Raw genomic sequence first — 16,148 nt, forward strand, 5'->3', positions numbered from 1 at the left:
TCAAATGAAAATGATTATCAATATCAATTGAAGCGAAGTCAAGCGTCACTTGCCCACCGCCGGCGGGGTATTTCTCCAACTGAAAAAATAATACCGTCCGGGGAGTTATAGCATTTTATGTATCAGTATGTAACCGCTGAAGGTAGTCCTTACAGCTGCATATAGTCACCTCAGGCTGTTTTCCCAAGGCCAACTGCCCGAACCCCTGCGCCAGCCGCTGTACATCCTCTTGATCCAGCACGGTTATAAACGCAAAACTGTTGCTGCCGAGTTCGTGGTGAACGCCATTCTCGTCTGTCACCGACGTGACAAAACCCTCCCGCGTCAATTGCCCGGTCAGCTTCGCCAGGTCGGTCAATCCTTCTTCCTGATAGCGAAAAGTCACCACAAAGCAGCTTGTTGCAGATTGACTCATAAATCACCTCTTGGTATATGGATAGCTTGAGATTAGTCCAAAAAATTACTGCAGGTGTCCTTACAAGTTGTATATGCTACGCAACTCATTGAAAGGAGTGAGGGATTCTGTGAAAACAAAAATAGGTTGCCTTACGGCAATTTTACTTTTGTCGGGGTGCGCCAAAGACCCGCAAACGGCAAGCAATATTTCAGGCAGTGGCACAACACGCGGCGGTTGGTTAAAACCCCCTCCGCAGGCACCGGTAAATCGCACAGGCACGCCGGTTGTTTATAACGATTACATTCGTCAGGCCGCCAGCAACTATGGCGTCGACGAAACGCTGATTAAAGCGATTATTCAGGTGGAGTCCGGGTTTAACCCGAACGTGGTCAGCACCTCGAACGCAGTGGGATTGATGCAGCTTAAGGCTTCTACCGCCGGCCGCGACGCCTATCGCATGAAAGGACGAAGCGGGCAACCCAGCTCGCGAGAGCTGAAGGATCCGGCGGTCAATATTGATCTGGGAACGGCCTATATCAATATTCTTCAAAGCCAGCAGCTAGCCGGGATCAACAACCCACAGACTTTGCGTTATGCCACCATCGTTTCGTACGTGAACGGGGCGGGCGCCATGTTGCGCACCTTCTCCTCGGACAAGCGCGTGGCGGTCAATCGCATCAATCAGATGAGCCCGGATGAGTTTTATCAGCACATCCAGAAAAAGCACCCGGCACCGCAGGCGCCGCGCTATTTGTGGAAGGTGACCACCGCCTACCAGGCGATGTCGCCGTAGCCTGCCATCCTTCTTCAAATCGGCCGCTGAACGCGGCCGATTTTGTTTCCGGCGCCGTTCCAGTGCGCGACCTACTTCTCATTTTTCGTTATTTCCTCTCCGCTTATCGGAAAAACCGCACAAAAAGTTAAATTTACGTTAGCAGATAAATCTTTACGTTCATTCAATAAGTTACCGGTAACATTTTTGCTTTTGCGCGCATTGTGACCTTCAATAAATATACAAATAAGTAACAAATTATTTTAAAAACCCGTATCGATCGCAAGGTTGCGGTTAAATAGTTGTGACTATCTTTGGATGGAATGTGACATGTCGAACCATAAAACCAACAATTCGCGGCGCGATTTCTTGTTGAAATCGATGACCTTAATTCCTGCGGCGGTAATTGGTGGCAGCGGCGTTGGCGCGCTGACGGCACCGACACCGGCGGTCGCGGCCTCGAACACCACAACGCAGAACGATTACCAACCGACCTTTTTCACCCCGGAAGAGTGGGCCTTCATCAAGGCCGCCGTTGCGCGCCTGATCCCGGCCGACGAACGCGGCCCCGGCGCACTGGAAGCCGGCGTGCCGGAGTTTATCGATCGCCAGATGAATACCCCGTACGCCACCGGCTCCATCTGGTACATGCAGGGGCCGTTCAACCCCGATGTGCCGAAGGAGATGGGCTATCAGCTGCCGCTGGTGCCCAAGCAAATCTACAACCTCGGCATCAGTGACGCCGACGCCTACAGCAAGAAAACCGCCGGCAAGCCTTTCGCCGAACTGGATGGCGCGCAGCAAGACGCCATGCTGCAAAAGTTCGAGTCCGGCGAGGCGGAGTTCCAGCAGCTGCCGTCGAAACTGTTCTTCTCCTATTTGCTGCAAAACACCCGCGAAGGTTTCTTCAGCGATCCTATCCATGGCGGCAACAAAGACATGGTGGGTTGGAAGCTGATTAATTTTCCGGGCGCGCGCGCCGATTTTATGGACTGGGTTGAGCGAGGGGAGCGTTATCCCTTCCCGCCGGTCTCGATTCGTGGGGAGAGGGGCTAATCATGGCAACGGTAATGAAAAAAGTAGATGCGGTGATCGTCGGCTTCGGCTGGGTGGGCGCGATCATGGCCAAAGAGCTGACCGAGGCCGGCCTCAACGTGGTGGCGCTAGAGCGCGGCCCGATGCGCGACACCTATCCGGACGGGTCTTATCCGCAGGTGATCGATGAGCTGACCTATAACATCCGCCGCAAGCTGTTCCAGGATCTGTCGAAAAGCACCGTCACCATTCGTCACAACAGCAGCCAGACCGCGGTGCCTTACCGCCAGTTGGCGGCGTTCCTGCCGGGCACTGGCGTCGGCGGCGCCGGCCTGCACTGGTCGGGCGTGCATTTCCGCGTCGATCCGATCGAACTGCGCATGCGCAGCCACTATGAAGAGCGCTACGGCAAAAACTTCATTCCGAAGGACATGACCATCCAGGACTTCGGCGTGACCTACGACGAGCTGGAACCGTTCTTCGACAAAGCGGAGAAAGTGTTCGGCACCTCCGGCACCGCCTGGACCATCAAAGGGCAGAAAGTGGCGCAGAAGGGCGGCAACCGCTTTGCGGCAGATCGCTCCAGCGACTTCCCGCTGCCGGCGCAGAAAAATACCTACTCCGCCCAGCTGTTCGAGAAAGCGGCGCTGGAGGTGGGTTACCACCCTTACAACCTGCCGTCCGCCAACACCTCGGACTCTTACACCAACCCGTACGGCGCGCAGATGGGCCCGTGCAACTTCTGTGGTTTCTGCAGCGGCTACGCCTGCTACATGTATTCCAAAGCTTCGCCGAACGTCAACATTCTGCCGGCGCTGCGCATGGAAAAACGCTTCGAGCTGCGCACCAACGCCAACGTGCTGAAGGTCAACCTGACCGACGACAAGTCCCGCGCTACCGGCGTGAACTACGTCGATGCGCAGGGCCGCGAGATTGAACAGCCAGCCGATCTGGTGATCCTGGGCGCGTTCCAGTTCCACAACGTGCACCTGATGCTGCTGTCCGGCATCGGCAAGCCTTACGATCCGGTGACCGGCGAAGGCGTGGTCGGGCGCAACTTCGCCTACCAGAACATGACCACCATCAAGGCGTTCTTCGATAAAGACGTGTTTACCAACCCGTTCATCGGCGCCGGCGGCAACGGCGTGGGCGTGGACGACTTTAACGCCGATAACTTCGACCACGCTAAAGAAGGCTTCGTCGGCGGTTCGCCGTTCTGGGTCAACCAGGCGGGCACCAAGCCGATCTCCGGCCTGCCGACCCCTCCGGGCACCCCGGCCTGGGGCAGCAAGTGGAAAGCGGCGGTGGCGGATGCCTACACCCACCACGTTTCGATGGACGCCCACGGCGCGCACCAGTCGTACCGCAATAACTATCTGGATCTCGATCCCAACTACAAGAACGTCTTTGGCCAGCCGCTGCTGCGCATGACGTTCGACTGGCAGGAAAACGATATCAAGATGGCGCAGTTCATGTACGACAAGATGGCGCCGATCGCCAAGGCGATGAACCCGAAACTGATCGCCGGCAGCCCGAAAAACGCCAACAGCCACTTCGATACCACCAGCTACCAGACCACCCACATGAACGGCGGCGCGGTAATGGGGGAAGATCCGAAGACCAGCGCGGTCAACCGCTATCTGCAGAGCTGGGACGTGCACAACGTGTTCTCGATCGGCGCCTCGGCCTTCCCGCAGGGGCTGGGCTACAACCCGACCGGCACCGTGGCGGCGCTGGCTTACTGGTCTGCCCGCGCTATTCGCGAGCAGTATCTGAAAAACCCAGGCCCATTGGTGCAGGCATAAGGACGGCGAACGATGAAAGCATTTGTACCGGCACTGGTTCTCAGTGCAGTGAGTTTTTCCGTTTGGGCGCAGGACGCCACCGTCAGCGGCGAGCTTATCAAGCGCGGTGAATACCTGGCGCGCGCCGGCGACTGCGTGGCCTGCCACACCGACGGCAAGAGCGGCAAAACCTTCGCCGGCGGTCTGGCTATGGAGACGCCGATCGGCACCATCTACTCCACCAACATCACGCCGGACAAGAAAACCGGCATCGGCGATTACAGCTTCGAAGATTTCGACAACGCGGTGCGTAAGGGCGTAGCCAAAAACGGCAGTACCCTGTACCCAGCGATGCCGTACCCGTCGTTCGCGCTGGTGAAAGAGGAAGACATGCGCGCCATGTATGCCTATTTCATGCACGGCGTGCAGCCGGTGGAGCAGGCCAACAAGGATTCCGACATCCCGTGGCCGCTGTCGATGCGCTGGCCGCTGAGCATCTGGCGCGGCATGTTTGCGCCGTCGCCGGCGGACTTCGTGGCTGACGCCAAAGCCGATCCGGTGATTGAACGCGGTCGTTATCTGGTGGAAGGCCTGGGCCACTGCGGCGCTTGCCATACCCCGCGCAGCATCACCATGCAGGAAAAAGCGTTGAGCAACAGCGAAAGCGACGACTATCTGTCCGGCAGCAACGCGCCGATCGACGGCTGGGTGGCTTCCAGCCTGCGCAGCGACCGTAAGGATGGCCTGGGCAGCTGGAGCGAAGCCGAGCTGACCGAGTTCCTGAAAACCGGCCGTAACGACAAGGCGATCGTGTTTGGCGGCATGAGCGACGTGGTGGAGCACAGCCTGCAATACCTGAGCGACGACGATCTGACCGCCATCGCACGCTACCTGAAATCGCTGCCGCCGAAAGACGGCAAACAGCAGGCGGCGCCGGTCGAAGACAGCGTGGCCAAGGATCTGTGGCGCGGCGACGACAGCAAGCCCGGCGCGGCGCTGTATGTCGATAACTGCGCGGCCTGCCACCGCACCGACGGCGTGGGCTACAAGCGCGCCTTCCCGTCGCTGAAGGGCAACCCGGTGGTGCAGACCGAGGACGCGACCTCGCTGATCCACATCGTGCTGACCGGCAACACTACGCCGGCGGTGCAGGGGGCAGTGTCCAACATCACCATGCCGCCGTTCGGCTGGCGTCTGAACGATCAGCAGGTGGCGGACGTGGTGAACTTCATCCGTACCAGCTGGGGCAACAGCGCCAAACCGGTGAGCGCCTCCGACGTGGCCGACGTGCGTAAAGACCGCTCGATGATCCGCGACGAGAAGGAGATGGGCAGCGCCGAGGTGCCGGACCATCCGGACGCGAAGAAGTAAACCGCTTAAGGGCTCCGCAAGGGGCCCTTAGTTTTTTCTGTGCATGCCGGTTTTTTCAGCATTTCCTGTTCGCAAATTGCCCGCTCGGCCGATAAAACATAGACCCGCAGGGGATTTTTCATTATCCTTTGCCGTCCTTTCATCAGGCGTAAGTATGAAATATCGCTTTAATTCACTGATTACTATTAAAAAGTTCGCGGAGAAGGATATCCCGTTAGGCGCAATCGTTGGCGCCGCAGATTAAGGTAGACTGTCTCATGAGTACGATTTCTCCCGATTCAGGCACGCTGACGGCCGCTCAGCCAGCCAAATGGAACAAAACCGACACCGTCTGGATGTTTGGTCTTTATGCCACCGCGGTGGGTGCCGGCACGCTGTTCTTGCCGATCAACGCCGGTTTGAACGGCCCGCTGGTGCTGCTGTTGATGGCGCTGTTCGCTTTCCCGCTGACCTATTTGCCGCACCGCGCGCTCAGCCGCTTCGTGCTGTCCGGCTCCAGCCGCGACGGCAATATTCACGATGTGGTGGTGGAACACTTCGGCGTGCTGGCCGGCAAAATCATCATGATGCTGTATCTGATGGCGTTCTTCCCGATCGTGCTGGTGTACAGCATTTCGATCACCAACGCGCTGGACAGCTTCCTGATCCATCAGTTCCACGTGGCGCCGCTGCCGCGCATCTGGCTGAGCCTGGCGGTGGTGGTGGTGCTCAATCTGGTGCTGCTGCGCGGCAAAGACAGCATCGTGGCGGCGATGGGCATGCTGGTGTTCCCGCTGCTGGTGTTCCTGATGGGCATTTCGCTGTACCTGATGCCGAGCTGGAATACCGCCAACTTCGTTAATGGCCTGGCCGCCACCCGCTTCGACACGCCGGGGCTGTGGCATTCGCTGTGGCTGGCGGTGCCGGTGATGGTGTTCTCCTTCAGCCATGCGCCGATCATCTCTTCCTTCGCCTCGACGCAGAAGAGCCTGTATGGCGATAAGGCGGAACGCCGCTGCGCGCGCATCATGCGCTACAGCTATGTGCTGATCTGCGTCACCGTGCTGTTTTTCGTGTTCAGCTGCGTGCTGAGCCTGTCCCATGAAGACATGCAGCAGGCGAAAGACCAGAACATCACGGTGCTGACCACGCTGGCCAACAAGTTCTCCAACCCGCTGATCGCCTATCTCGGCCCGGTGATGGCGATGTTGGCAATGGCCAAATCCTATCTCGGCACCTCGCTGGGGGTGACGGAAGGGGCGACCAGCCTGATCGACGGCGTCACGCGCGCGGTCGGCAAACCGCTCAGTTCGCGTATGACGCACCGCATCTCGGCGGTGTCGCTGTTCCTGCTCACCTGGGCGGCGACGGTGTGGAACCCCAGCGCGCTGCACATCATTGAAACCATCAGCGGCCCGCTGATTGCCGCCATCCTGTTCATTCTGCCGATGTACGCGGTGCGCGCGGTGCCGGCAATGCGTAAATACCGAGCGGCGAGCAACGTATTCGTACTGGTGATGGGCCTGATTGCGCTGTCGGCGCTGATCTACGGCCTGGTGTGATCCTCAGGGCGCGCCGCTTCCGGCGCGCCTCTTCATCCCGCATTACACATCCCTTTGCAATTAATCGCCGGGCAACGCGGCGTGACCTTTGATAATGCTAGCCATTCTCATTACTATTCCCTGGTTGAATTGTTTACCAAGGAGCTTTTCGTGCACCGTCGAATTACTCTGTCGGCGCTGGTTTGCGCCGCCGTGCTTTCCGCCCCGGCGATGGCCACTACCTATCCGCTGACCCTGACCGACACTTCCGGCCAGACGCTCACCCTCCAGCAAGAGCCAAAACGCATCGTGGTGCAGGACGGGCGCGATATTCTCACGCTGGCGCTGCTCGATCGCGCCAACCCGTTCGATCGGCTGGTGGCCTGGAACAACCTGCTGAAGAAAAGCGATGCGGCGACCTGGGACATCTTGCAAAGCAAATGGCCGGCGGCGAAAAACATCATCGATATGGGGTTCAGCGACAAGGGCGAAGTCAATCTGGAAAGCGTGATCGCCAAACGCCCCGATCTGATGATCGCCCAGCTGCGTTCCAAACCTTCGCTGAGCCAAACCGGCGTGCTGGATAAGCTGAAGGCGTTGAACGTGCCGGTGTTGTTTATCGACACCATGCTCAAGCCGGTGGAAAACACGCCGAAAAGCGTGACGCTGCTGGGGGAAACCCTCAACCGCGAAAGCGAAGCCAAGCAATATACCGATTATTATCAGCAGCACTATCAGGCCATTCTGGCCAAGACGCAGGCGGTGGAACCCAAGCCGCTGGTGTTCTTTGAAGCCAAGGCCGGCCTGAACGGGCTGGAGTCCTGCTGCTATACCCACGCCCACGTCGGCTGGGGCGCGCTGGTGGAAGCGGTCGGCGCGCGCAATATCGGCTCTGCGCTGCTGCCGGGCGCCACCGGCGACGTGGCGCTGGAAAAAGTGATCGCCATGAAGCCGGACGCCTACATCGTTTCCGGTTCGCAGTGGGCCAGCAAGACCAACGCCGCGGTGCCGTTTGGCTATGGCGTGACGCAGCAGCAGGTGGATGAGGCTTTCAACCGGATGAAGCAGCGCCCGGGGTTCGCTCAGGTGTCGGCGGTGAAGGAAGGGCGGTTCTACGGCATCTACCATAACTTCTACAACCACCCGTACAACATCGTCGGGCTGGAGTATCTGGCGAAGTTTATCTATCCGGCGCAGTTCCCGGATCTGGATCCGGCCAAGACCTACAGCGAGATCCTCAGCCGCTTTACCGAAGTGCCGGAAGGCAAGGGCATTTGGGGCGCGCAGGCGCCGGCGGGGAAATAACGGCAACGGGCGCGACGATCATCGCGCCCGTTTTTTATCGTCAGGCGGTCGGCGTATAGGTGGAGATAATCTCCAGTACGCCGTTGATGATGAACTGCACGCCCATGCACACCAGCAGGAAGCCCATCAGGCGAGAGATCGCCTCGATGCCGCTTTTCCCCACCAAGCGCATGATGGCGCCGGAACTGAGCAGGCAGCCCCACAGGATCACCGCGACCGTCAGGAAGATGGCGACCGGCGCCACGGCCAGTACCCAGGGTTCAAAACCCAGCGTGTTCGCTTTGACGCTCGACGCCGAGCTGATGATCATCGCGATGGTACCCGGCCCGGCGGTGCTCGGCATGGCCAACGGCACGAAGGCGATGTTGGCCGACGTCTTATGGCGCAGCTCGTGCGACTTGCTTTCTACCTCCGGTGCCTCTTCAGGGCTCTGCTGGGGGAACAACATGCGAAAACCGATGAAGGCGACGATCAGCCCGCCGGCGATGCGCAGGCCGGGGATCGAAATGCCGAAGGTGTTCATCACCACCTGCCCGGCGTAAAACGCCACCGTCATGATGCAGAACACATAAACCGAGGCCATCAGCGACTGCTGGTTACGCTCTTCGCGCGTCATATTGCCGGACAACCCGAGCAGCAACGCCACCGTGGTCAGCGGGTTGGCCAGCGGCAACAGCAGCACCAAACCCAGTCCGATGGCCTGGAATAACTGCAAAATACCCGTCATAAAAAACTCCCTGTGCAACGTTCAAGCCGCCAGGCGGCGGCCCATGAGCTGAACAGCCTAGCCTGCCGTGTCTCTGGCGGCAATGGGGATAGCTCGGAAGGTTAATTAACCGTCGGCCGGCGTTTCCTCTTCACCATTGCACTCGGCGGCGAGCTCCGGTTCATCCTCACACCCCAGCGGCGCTTCATTGACCGCAATCGCTCGCGGCACTGAACGCGCGCCAAAATGCACCAGCCCATACAGCGTCGCTAATACCGCGCATAGCACGACGAGGACTGCGAGTAACCGGTTCATATTATGAGCTCAAGACCTGTTCACCAGTGAATAACGTAAGGATAGTGATGCCAAGACGCTCTGTCAGCGTGTTGTCGCCGAGAGTAGGCACGTCCGTGCTGTAATTATTATTAATTATTTTTAACTGTTTTTACCATTTAAGCGCTTAAGAGATTAAACACTTCTATACTGGTAAGGCTTTGTGGCATTTCTTTATAATCGAAAAGCTTAAAAGGAGTTTTACTATGGAAGTGGCAAAAGAATGGGTAGCGGCGAAAAAAATCTCCTGGGGCAGCGTCATTGGTGGTGTTATCACCGTATTGGCTGTTTCACTGTTGCTGTCGACGTTGGGTACCAGCCTTGGATTTTCCATCGTGGATCCGACGTCAGACGATCCAATCAATGGAGCCGGTACCACCGTAGTGATTTGGTCCGCTGTTTCAATCATTATTAGCTTGGCTGCCGGCGCTTTTATTGCCGGACGTTTGGCTGCTAATGACGGCCTTATTCATGGCTTCCTGGTATGGGCTACGTCACTGATTGTGGCGGCGGTGCTGGGCGGGATGCTGGTCGGGTCTGCAGTGAAGGCCACCGGCAATGCGCTGGGTGCTATCGCTTCGACCTCTGGCAGCTTGCTCTCCGGTGCCGGTTCAGCGATTGGCAAAGGGGCAGCCGGGTTAGCGGACGTGGGTGGCAAGGTGTTTGACAAGTTGGGTATAGACACCACGTTGGAACCTGAACAGCTGCATGGTGATGTGGTTACGGCGCTTAAAAAAAGTGGTATTCCGTCATTGCAGCCTGAATTCATGCAGCAACAGTTGAATGCGGCCAAGACTGATTTGGCAGACGCAGTAAAAGCCCTGGCACTTCAGCCCGACAATAGCGATGCGATTATTAAGCAACTGGTCGACAAGCTTAAAAAACATGGTGAGGCCATCTCGCAAGATGTGGATCAAGACACACTGAAAAAAGCGCTGGTTGAAAATACCAATATGACGCCGCAGGAAGTAGACCAGACTGTGAAGAATTTGGTCGACGCCAAAAATAAAACTGCGCAGCTGGTTAATCAGCGTTTGGATGAAGCCGAAGCAAAAATCAATCAGGCAAAACAGGAGTATGCTGAGCTGAAACAGAAAGCGCGCGAACAGGCTGCCGCGGCTGCGGACGAATTGTCTCGGGCTGCCCTGTGGTCATTCTTTGCATTGTTGATTGGCGCAGTGGTCAGTGCATTGGCAGGCTTGTGGGGCGTTAACACCAACGCCCGGCGTGTCACCGTATCATCTCCGCAGGCGTAATTTCCAGGCTCGTTTGCGCGTCTCGATGATAGAGGGATGAGAGCCTGAAATACTGACGGTGATGAAATGACAGCCAGGAAAGACTGGCGTTTCCCCCGGCCATGTGCCGGGGTTTTTATTGTTTGCGGCGTGATTAATGACCACCTTTATCGCTGTGTACGGTATTAGGCATCAATTGCCACGATCCCTGAGAACAGGTGGATAACATAGATGCGCTGTAAATAATAATGAGTGTGATTATGAAACAAGAGCTGAATATTTTGCTGGGGAAGGCCGTTGCCTTTCTATTCTACGGCGCTTTTTTAGCGGCCTTGGTCGGCCTGGTGTTTATCGACGTACACTGGCTGCATAATTTCGTGCATGAAACCTCGCTGACCGAAGTGGCGCAGGAACTGTTGCTGTTCGCCATCGCCGGTGGTTTTTTCGCCGCGGCCTGGCGACAGGCTGAACGCCGCTCCGCCTGGATGCTGGTCGGCGGCTTCTTTCTCTGCATGTTGATCCGCGAGATGGACTTCGCCTTCGATGCGCTGTGGCACGGCGCGTGGGTGTGGTTCGCGCTGGCGATCGCCTTGGTTTGCCTGTGGCATGCCGCCAGGCACATCGCGGCGACGGTGCGCGGCCTGGCCGATTTCGTAACGCATCCCGGCTACGGCATGATGTGCGCGGGCCTGCTGTGCATTCTGGTGTTTTCCCGCCTGTTCGGCATGAGCGCGCTGTGGCAAACGCTGATGTTGGACGGCTATAACCGGGTAGTGAAAAACATGGTGGAAGAGGGCTGCGAACTGCTGGGCTACGGCCTGTGCCTGCTGGCCACCCTGAGCTACATGAAAACCGTTTTTGCGCCGGATGACGCGAAAGCGTGAGGGCGGCGCTTTATTTATCCGGAACAATTTTAGTGATACTATTCGCTTAGCCGAATGCGGCTGAGAAGGTATGCGTTCCATTCTGTATACCCAGTGAGGTTTCAATCTGGCAATTGTGGGCGAGATCTGAAACCTGGCTGACCAAACCCAAAACCCAATTTTCGTACTGCATGTGATCTGTCGTGTGGGTCACCACTGTAGATAAGGAATTATTAATGCCTGTTATTACTCTTCCTGACGGTAGTCAGCGTCATTTCGACCACCCCGTTTCCCCGATGGATGTCGCGCGCGATATCGGCCCTGGCCTGGCGAAAGCCTGTATCGCCGGCCGAGTCAACGGCGAGCTGGTTGATGCCGGCGATCTGATCGAATCAGATGCGCAGCTGGCCATCATCACCATCAAAGATGAAGACGGTCTGGAAATCATGCGCCACTCCTGCGCGCACCTGCTGGGTCATGCGATCAAGCAGCTGTGGCCGGATACCAAAATGGCGATCGGTCCGGTGATCGACAACGGTTTCTATTATGACGTGGATATCGACCGCACCCTGACGCAGGAAGACCTGGATCTGCTGGAAAAGCGGATGCACGAGTTGGCCGATAAGGATTACGACGTCATCAAGAAGAAGGTCAGCTGGCAAGAAGCCCGCGACACCTTCGCTGAGCGCGGCGAAATCTACAAAGTGGCGATCCTGGATGAGAACATCAGCCATGACGATCGTCCTGGCCTGTATCACCACGAAGAATACGTCGACATGTGCCGCGGTCCGCACGTGCCAAACATGCGTTTCTGTCACCATTTCAAGCTGCAGAAAACCTCCGGCGCTTACTGGCGCGGCGACAGCAAAAACAAAATGCTGCAGCGTATCTACGGCACCGCCTGGGCAGACAAGAAGCAGCTGAACGCCTACCTGCAGCGCCTGGAAGAAGCGGCCAAGCGCGATCACCGCAAGATCGGCAAACAGCTCGACCTGTATCACATGCAGGAAGAAGCGCCGGGCATGGTGTTCTGGCACAACGACGGTTGGACGATTTTCCGCGAGCTGGAAGCCTTCGTGCGCATGAAGCTCAAAGAGTATCAGTACCAGGAAGTGAAAGGTCCGTTCATGATGGACCGCGTGCTGTGGGAAAAAACCGGCCACTGGGAAAACTACAAAGACGCCATGTTCACCACCGCGTCGGAAAACCGCGAATACTGCATCAAGCCGATGAACTGCCCGGGTCACGTGCAGATCTTCAACCAGGGCCTGAAGTCGTACCGCGATTTGCCGCTGCGCATGGGCGAGTTCGGCAGCTGCCACCGCAACGAGCCATCGGGCTCCCTGCACGGCCTGATGCGCGTGCGTGGCTTCACTCAGGATGACGCACACATCTTCTGTACCGAAGAGCAGGTGCGTGCCGAAGTGAACGAATGCATTCGCATGGTCTATGACGTGTACGGCACTTTCGGCTTCGACAAGATCGCCGTCAAGCTGTCTACGCGTCCGGAAAAACGCATCGGCACCGACGACATGTGGACCCGTGCGGAAGAAGACCTGGCCGCCGCGCTGACCGAGAACGGCATTCCGTTTGAATATCAGCCGGGTGAGGGTGCCTTCTACGGACCGAAAATTGAATTTACCCTGCATGATTGTTTGGATCGCGCATGGCAATGTGGTACCGTGCAGCTCGATTTCTTCTTGCCGGGCCGTTTGGGCGCCTCGTACGTTGGCGAAAACAACGATCGCGTCGTGCCGGTAATGATTCACCGCGCCATTTTGGGCTCCATGGAACGCTTCATCGGTATCCTGACCGAAGAATACGCCGGGTTCTACCCGACCTGGATCGCCCCGGTGCAGGTGGTGGTGATGAATATCACCGACAGCCAGTCTGATTACGTCCAGCAATTAACCAAAAAACTGCAGGATGCAGGTATTCGCGTGAAAGCGGACTTGAGAAATGAGAAGATTGGCTTTAAAATTCGCGAACATACTTTACGTCGAGTCCCTTACATGTTGGTGTGCGGCGACAAAGAGGTCGAAGCAGGCAAAGTTGCCGTTCGTACCCGCCGTGGCAAAGACTTGGGAAGCCTGGACGTAAACGAAGTCGTAGACAAGCTGCTGAAAGAGATTCGCAGCCGTAGTCTTCATCAACTGGAGGAATAAAGTATTAAAGGCGGAAAACGAGTTCAACCGGCGCGTCCTAATCGCATTAACAGAGAAATTCGCGCGCAAGAAGTTCGCCTAACCGGCGTCGATGGCGAGCAGATTGGTATTGTCAGTCTGAATGAAGCTCTTGAAAAAGCTGAGGAAGCGGGCGTTGATTTAGTAGAAATCAGCCCAAATGCCGAACCGCCAGTTTGCCGAATCATGGATTACGGCAAATTCCTCTACGAGAAGAGCAAGTCGACGAAAGAACAGAAGAAGAAGCAAAAAGTTATCCAGGTTAAGGAAATCAAATTCCGTCCTGGCACCGATGATGGCGACTATCAGGTCAAACTACGCAACCTGATTCGCTTTCTGGAAGATGGCGATAAAGCCAAAATCACCCTGCGTTTCCGTGGGCGTGAGATGGCGCACCAGCAGATCGGTATGGAAGTGCTTAACCGCGTCCGTAAAGACCTGTGTGAAGATATGGATCTGGCAGTGGTCGAATCCTTCCCTACGAAGATCGAAGGCCGCCAGATGATTATGGTGCTCGCTCCTAAGAAGAAACAGTAAGGCTTACAAGTAATGGAACCCGCGCGGCGCTTGCGCTGTGTGGGTTTTATTCGCCCAACTGATTCGTTGTTTAACAATGCGAAGTGGATTTAATTAAAATGCCAAAGATTAAAACTGTACGTGGTGCAGCCAAGCGCTTCAAAAAAACCGGCAGCGGTGGTTTTAAGCGTAAACATGCCAACCTGCGTCATATTCTGACCAAAAAAGCAACCAAGCGTAAACGTCACCTGCGTCCGAAAGGCATGGTGTCTAAAAACGATCTGGTCCTGGTTACCGCGTGCCTGCCGTACGCATAAGCCATTTTTTTTGAATTTAGAATAAGACTTTAGGAGAGAGCATATGGCTCGCGTAAAACGTGGTGTAATTGCACGCGCACGTCACAAGAAAATTATGAAGCAGGCGAAAGGTTACTACGGTGCCCGTTCGCGCGTATATCGTGTTGCCTTCCAGGCAGTAATCAAAGCAGGCCAGTATGCTTACCGTGACCGTCGTCAACGTAAGCGTCAGTTCCGTCAGCTGTGGATTGCACGTATCAACGCAGCTGCTCGTCAGAACGGTCTGTCTTACAGCAAGTTCATCAACGGCTTGAAAAAAGCGTCGATCGAAATTGACCGTAAGATCCTGGCTGACATCGCAGTCTTCGACAAAGTGGCCTTCGGCGCACTGGTTGAGAAAGCGAAAGCAGCTCTGGCGTAAGTCAGTAGAAGAGGGAGCTTGCTCCCTCTTTTAATCTTTGTTTTCAGCGACAAATATTGACTTTTATTGGCCGCCGCTATATCACTGGTGGGCAATCATCGACAAGGTACCGCAATCATGCACGCAGCTATTTTTCGTTTCTTTTTTTACTTTAGCGCCTGATTTCAGGAGGCTTTGCGCGTAAGAAAAGAAACGAAAAGTAGCGCCTAAGCCTCCCTCGTGGAGGCTTTTTTGTTTTTGGCCATCGTCCCGCCTTGCAAAGCGTTGCGGTGAGAGCGGCAGGCGTTGAGCGAGCCTTGTGCCTCGCTGGTGAGTCGCCTGGCCGGCAACGTATTGAAAAGTCTTTGAAGATTGCTCAAAGGCGTGTTCGAATAATAGATAACAATTACTTAGGGCCATCCCGGCCAGAGGAAGAGGAAAGCAATGCCACATCTCGCAGAGCTGGTTGCCAATGCCAAGGCAGCCGTAGAAGATGCCCAGGATGTTGCCGCGTTAGATTTGGTACGCGTCGAATATTTTGGCAAGAAAGGTCATTTCACCTTGCAGATGCAGTCTCTGCGCGACGTACCGGCGGAAGACCGTCCGGCGGCCGGCGCGGTGATCAACCAGGCCAAGCAAGAGGTGCAAGACGCGCTGAACGCGCGTAAGAACGCACTGGAAAGCGCCGCGCTGAACGCGCGCCTGGCGGCAGAAACCATCGACGTGTCCTTGCCGGGCCGTCGCATGGAGAACGGTGGCCTGCATCCGGTGACCCGCACCATCGACCGTATCGAAACCTTCTTCGGCGAGCTGGGCTTCTCCGTTGCCACCGGCCCGGAAATTGAAGACGATTACCATAACTTCGACGCGCTGAACATTCCAGGGCATCACCCGGCGCGCGCCGACCACGACACCTTCTGGTTCGACGCCACGCGCCTGCTGCGCACCCAGACTTCAGGCGTGCAGATCCGCACCATGAAGAACCAGCAGCCGCCGATCCGCATCATTGCGCCGGGCCGCGTTTATCGTAACGACTACGATCAGACGCACACCCCGATGTTCCACCAGATGGAAGGGCTGATCGTCGATAAAGACATCAGCTTCACCAACCTGAAGGGCACGCTGCACGATTTCCTGAACAACTTCTTTGAAGAAGACCTGCAGGTTCGTTTCCGTCCGTCCTACTTCCCGTTCACCGAGCCGTCCGCTGAAGTGGACGTGATGGGCAAGAACGGCAAGTGGCTGGAAGTGCTGGGCTGCGGCATGGTGCATCCGAACGTGCTGCGCAACGTGGGCATCGATCCGGAAGTTTACTCCGGCTTCGCCTTCGGCATGGGCATGGAGCGCCTGACGATGCTGCGTTACGGCGTCACCGACCTGCGCGCATTCTTCGAAAACGATCTGCGTTTCCTCAAACAGTTTAAGTAAGGCG

At 56.5% G+C, this 16,148-nt stretch carries 17 protein-coding genes and 1 other annotated feature; of the genes, 14 read left to right on the forward strand and 3 right to left on the reverse strand.

All coding sequences use genetic code 11. The annotated features are described in order from the left end of the window. Positions 1 to 115 precede the first annotated feature (115 nt). Entirely contained in the window at positions 116 to 415 is a 300-nt protein-coding gene (gene ghoS / locus EKL15_RS05100) for a type V toxin-antitoxin system endoribonuclease antitoxin GhoS (RefSeq protein ID WP_060419232.1), read from the reverse strand. 109 nt (positions 416 to 524) lie between these two features. Between ghoS and EKL15_RS05105 the strand changes: the two genes are divergently transcribed. The 6 genes from EKL15_RS05105 to EKL15_RS05130 all read left to right on the forward strand — a co-directional run bounded on the left by EKL15_RS05105 (position 525) and on the right by EKL15_RS05130 (position 8,184). Further along, on the forward strand, positions 525 to 1,190 hold the full coding sequence (locus EKL15_RS05105) for a transglycosylase SLT domain-containing protein (RefSeq protein WP_049295470.1): 666 nt from the start codon (positions 525 to 527) through the stop codon (positions 1,188 to 1,190). A gap of 309 nt (positions 1,191 to 1,499) precedes the next feature. After that, positions 1,500 to 2,225, forward strand: a complete 726-nt coding sequence (locus EKL15_RS05110; protein ID WP_038877597.1) for a gluconate 2-dehydrogenase subunit 3 family protein — start codon at positions 1,500 to 1,502, stop codon at positions 2,223 to 2,225. Between the two features lie 2 nt (positions 2,226 to 2,227). Continuing rightward, positions 2,228 to 4,009 carry a GMC family oxidoreductase gene (locus tag EKL15_RS05115; RefSeq protein ID WP_025302609.1) on the forward strand — a complete coding sequence of 594 codons (1,782 nt, stop codon included), beginning with the start codon at positions 2,228 to 2,230 and terminating at the stop codon, positions 4,007 to 4,009. 12 nt (positions 4,010 to 4,021) lie between these two features. Beyond that, positions 4,022 to 5,359, forward strand: a complete 1,338-nt coding sequence (locus EKL15_RS05120) for a cytochrome c (RefSeq protein WP_197794521.1) — start codon at positions 4,022 to 4,024, stop codon at positions 5,357 to 5,359. 257 nt (positions 5,360 to 5,616) lie between these two features. Next, positions 5,617 to 6,900, forward strand: coding sequence for a serine/threonine protein kinase (locus tag EKL15_RS05125; RefSeq protein WP_049274104.1), 1,284 nt, complete (start codon positions 5,617 to 5,619; stop codon positions 6,898 to 6,900). Between the two features lie 150 nt (positions 6,901 to 7,050). Continuing rightward, on the forward strand, positions 7,051 to 8,184 hold the full coding sequence (locus EKL15_RS05130; RefSeq protein ID WP_203089020.1) for an ABC transporter substrate-binding protein: 1,134 nt from the start codon (positions 7,051 to 7,053) through the stop codon (positions 8,182 to 8,184). A 40-nt stretch (positions 8,185 to 8,224) separates the two neighbouring features. Here the strand turns inward: EKL15_RS05130 and EKL15_RS05135 are convergent, their stop codons facing one another. After that, positions 8,225 to 8,911 carry a MarC family NAAT transporter gene (locus EKL15_RS05135; protein ID WP_238423626.1) on the reverse strand — a complete coding sequence of 229 codons (687 nt, stop codon included), beginning with the start codon at positions 8,909 to 8,911 and terminating at the stop codon, positions 8,225 to 8,227. Positions 8,912 to 9,016: 105 nt separating this feature from the next. Then, positions 9,017 to 9,205 carry a hypothetical protein gene (locus EKL15_RS05140; protein ID WP_060440075.1) on the reverse strand — a complete coding sequence of 63 codons (189 nt, stop codon included), beginning with the start codon at positions 9,203 to 9,205 and terminating at the stop codon, positions 9,017 to 9,019. 224 nt (positions 9,206 to 9,429) lie between these two features. Between EKL15_RS05140 and EKL15_RS05145 the strand changes: the two genes are divergently transcribed. The 8 genes from EKL15_RS05145 (at position 9,430) to pheS (ending at position 16,144) form a co-directional block, all read left to right on the forward strand. After that, on the forward strand, positions 9,430 to 10,479 hold the full coding sequence (locus EKL15_RS05145; RefSeq protein WP_060419224.1) for a CAP-Gly protein: 1,050 nt from the start codon (positions 9,430 to 9,432) through the stop codon (positions 10,477 to 10,479). Between the two features lie 239 nt (positions 10,480 to 10,718). Then, a complete protein-coding gene (locus tag EKL15_RS05150) occupies positions 10,719 to 11,342 on the forward strand; it encodes a hypothetical protein (protein ID WP_203089022.1) in 624 nt (207 codons plus the stop codon). 215 nt (positions 11,343 to 11,557) lie between these two features. Further along, complete coding sequence (thrS, locus tag EKL15_RS05155) at positions 11,558 to 13,486, forward strand: threonine--tRNA ligase (RefSeq protein WP_025159696.1); 1,929 nt, start codon at positions 11,558 to 11,560, stop codon at positions 13,484 to 13,486. Positions 13,487 to 13,489: 3 nt separating this feature from the next. Beyond that, on the forward strand, positions 13,490 to 14,041 hold the full coding sequence (infC, locus tag EKL15_RS05160) for a translation initiation factor IF-3 (protein ID WP_048233542.1): 552 nt from the start codon (positions 13,490 to 13,492) through the stop codon (positions 14,039 to 14,041). Between the two features lie 98 nt (positions 14,042 to 14,139). Continuing rightward, positions 14,140 to 14,337, forward strand: a complete 198-nt coding sequence (gene rpmI, locus EKL15_RS05165) for a 50S ribosomal protein L35 (RefSeq protein ID WP_004931418.1) — start codon at positions 14,140 to 14,142, stop codon at positions 14,335 to 14,337. A 43-nt stretch (positions 14,338 to 14,380) separates the two neighbouring features. Beyond that, positions 14,381 to 14,737, forward strand: a complete 357-nt coding sequence (rplT, locus tag EKL15_RS05170) for a 50S ribosomal protein L20 (protein ID WP_004931417.1) — start codon at positions 14,381 to 14,383, stop codon at positions 14,735 to 14,737. 113 nt (positions 14,738 to 14,850) lie between these two features. Next, positions 14,851 to 14,973, forward strand: a sequence feature (Phe leader region). Beyond that, the gene (gene pheM / locus EKL15_RS05175) at positions 14,855 to 14,899 is read left to right on the forward strand and encodes a pheST operon leader peptide PheM (RefSeq protein ID WP_121626058.1); all 45 of its coding nucleotides are present in this window, start codon (positions 14,855 to 14,857) and stop codon (positions 14,897 to 14,899) included. Its footprint overlaps the feature before it by 45 nt. 187 nt (positions 14,974 to 15,160) lie before the next feature. Beyond that, on the forward strand, positions 15,161 to 16,144 hold the full coding sequence (gene pheS / locus EKL15_RS05180; RefSeq protein WP_004931416.1) for a phenylalanine--tRNA ligase subunit alpha: 984 nt from the start codon (positions 15,161 to 15,163) through the stop codon (positions 16,142 to 16,144). The last annotated feature ends 4 nt before the right edge of the window (positions 16,145 to 16,148 follow it).

Origin of the sequence: Serratia sp. 4542 (genome assembly GCF_016805595.1) — a bacterium.
Lineage (GTDB): Bacteria > Pseudomonadota > Gammaproteobacteria > Enterobacterales > Enterobacteriaceae > Serratia > Serratia nevei.

Excerpts from the sequence above, each read along its gene's own strand:
- EKL15_RS05110 (WP_038877597.1), top strand. The coding sequence starts at position 1,500 with ATGTCGAACCATAAAACCAACAATTCGCGGCGCGATTTCTTGTTGAAA.
- EKL15_RS05125 (WP_049274104.1), top strand. The coding sequence starts at position 5,617 with ATGAGTACGATTTCTCCCGATTCAGGCACGCTGACGGCCGCTCAGCCA.
- ghoS (WP_060419232.1), bottom strand. The coding sequence starts at position 415 with ATGAGTCAATCTGCAACAAGCTGCTTTGTGGTGACTTTTCGCTATCAG.
- pheS (WP_004931416.1), top strand. The coding sequence starts at position 15,161 with ATGCCACATCTCGCAGAGCTGGTTGCCAATGCCAAGGCAGCCGTAGAA.
- thrS (WP_025159696.1), top strand. The coding sequence starts at position 11,558 with ATGCCTGTTATTACTCTTCCTGACGGTAGTCAGCGTCATTTCGACCAC.
- EKL15_RS05115 (WP_025302609.1), top strand. The coding sequence starts at position 2,228 with ATGGCAACGGTAATGAAAAAAGTAGATGCGGTGATCGTCGGCTTCGGC.
- rpmI (WP_004931418.1), top strand. The coding sequence starts at position 14,140 with ATGCCAAAGATTAAAACTGTACGTGGTGCAGCCAAGCGCTTCAAAAAA.
- EKL15_RS05135 (WP_238423626.1), bottom strand. The coding sequence starts at position 8,911 with ATGACGGGTATTTTGCAGTTATTCCAGGCCATCGGACTGGGTTTGGTG.
- EKL15_RS05140 (WP_060440075.1), bottom strand. The coding sequence starts at position 9,205 with ATGAACCGGTTACTCGCAGTCCTCGTCGTGCTATGCGCGGTATTAGCG.
- rplT (WP_004931417.1), top strand. The coding sequence starts at position 14,381 with ATGGCTCGCGTAAAACGTGGTGTAATTGCACGCGCACGTCACAAGAAA.
- EKL15_RS05145 (WP_060419224.1), top strand. The coding sequence starts at position 9,430 with ATGGAAGTGGCAAAAGAATGGGTAGCGGCGAAAAAAATCTCCTGGGGC.
- EKL15_RS05120 (WP_197794521.1), top strand. The coding sequence starts at position 4,022 with ATGAAAGCATTTGTACCGGCACTGGTTCTCAGTGCAGTGAGTTTTTCC.
- EKL15_RS05150 (WP_203089022.1), top strand. The coding sequence starts at position 10,719 with ATGAAACAAGAGCTGAATATTTTGCTGGGGAAGGCCGTTGCCTTTCTA.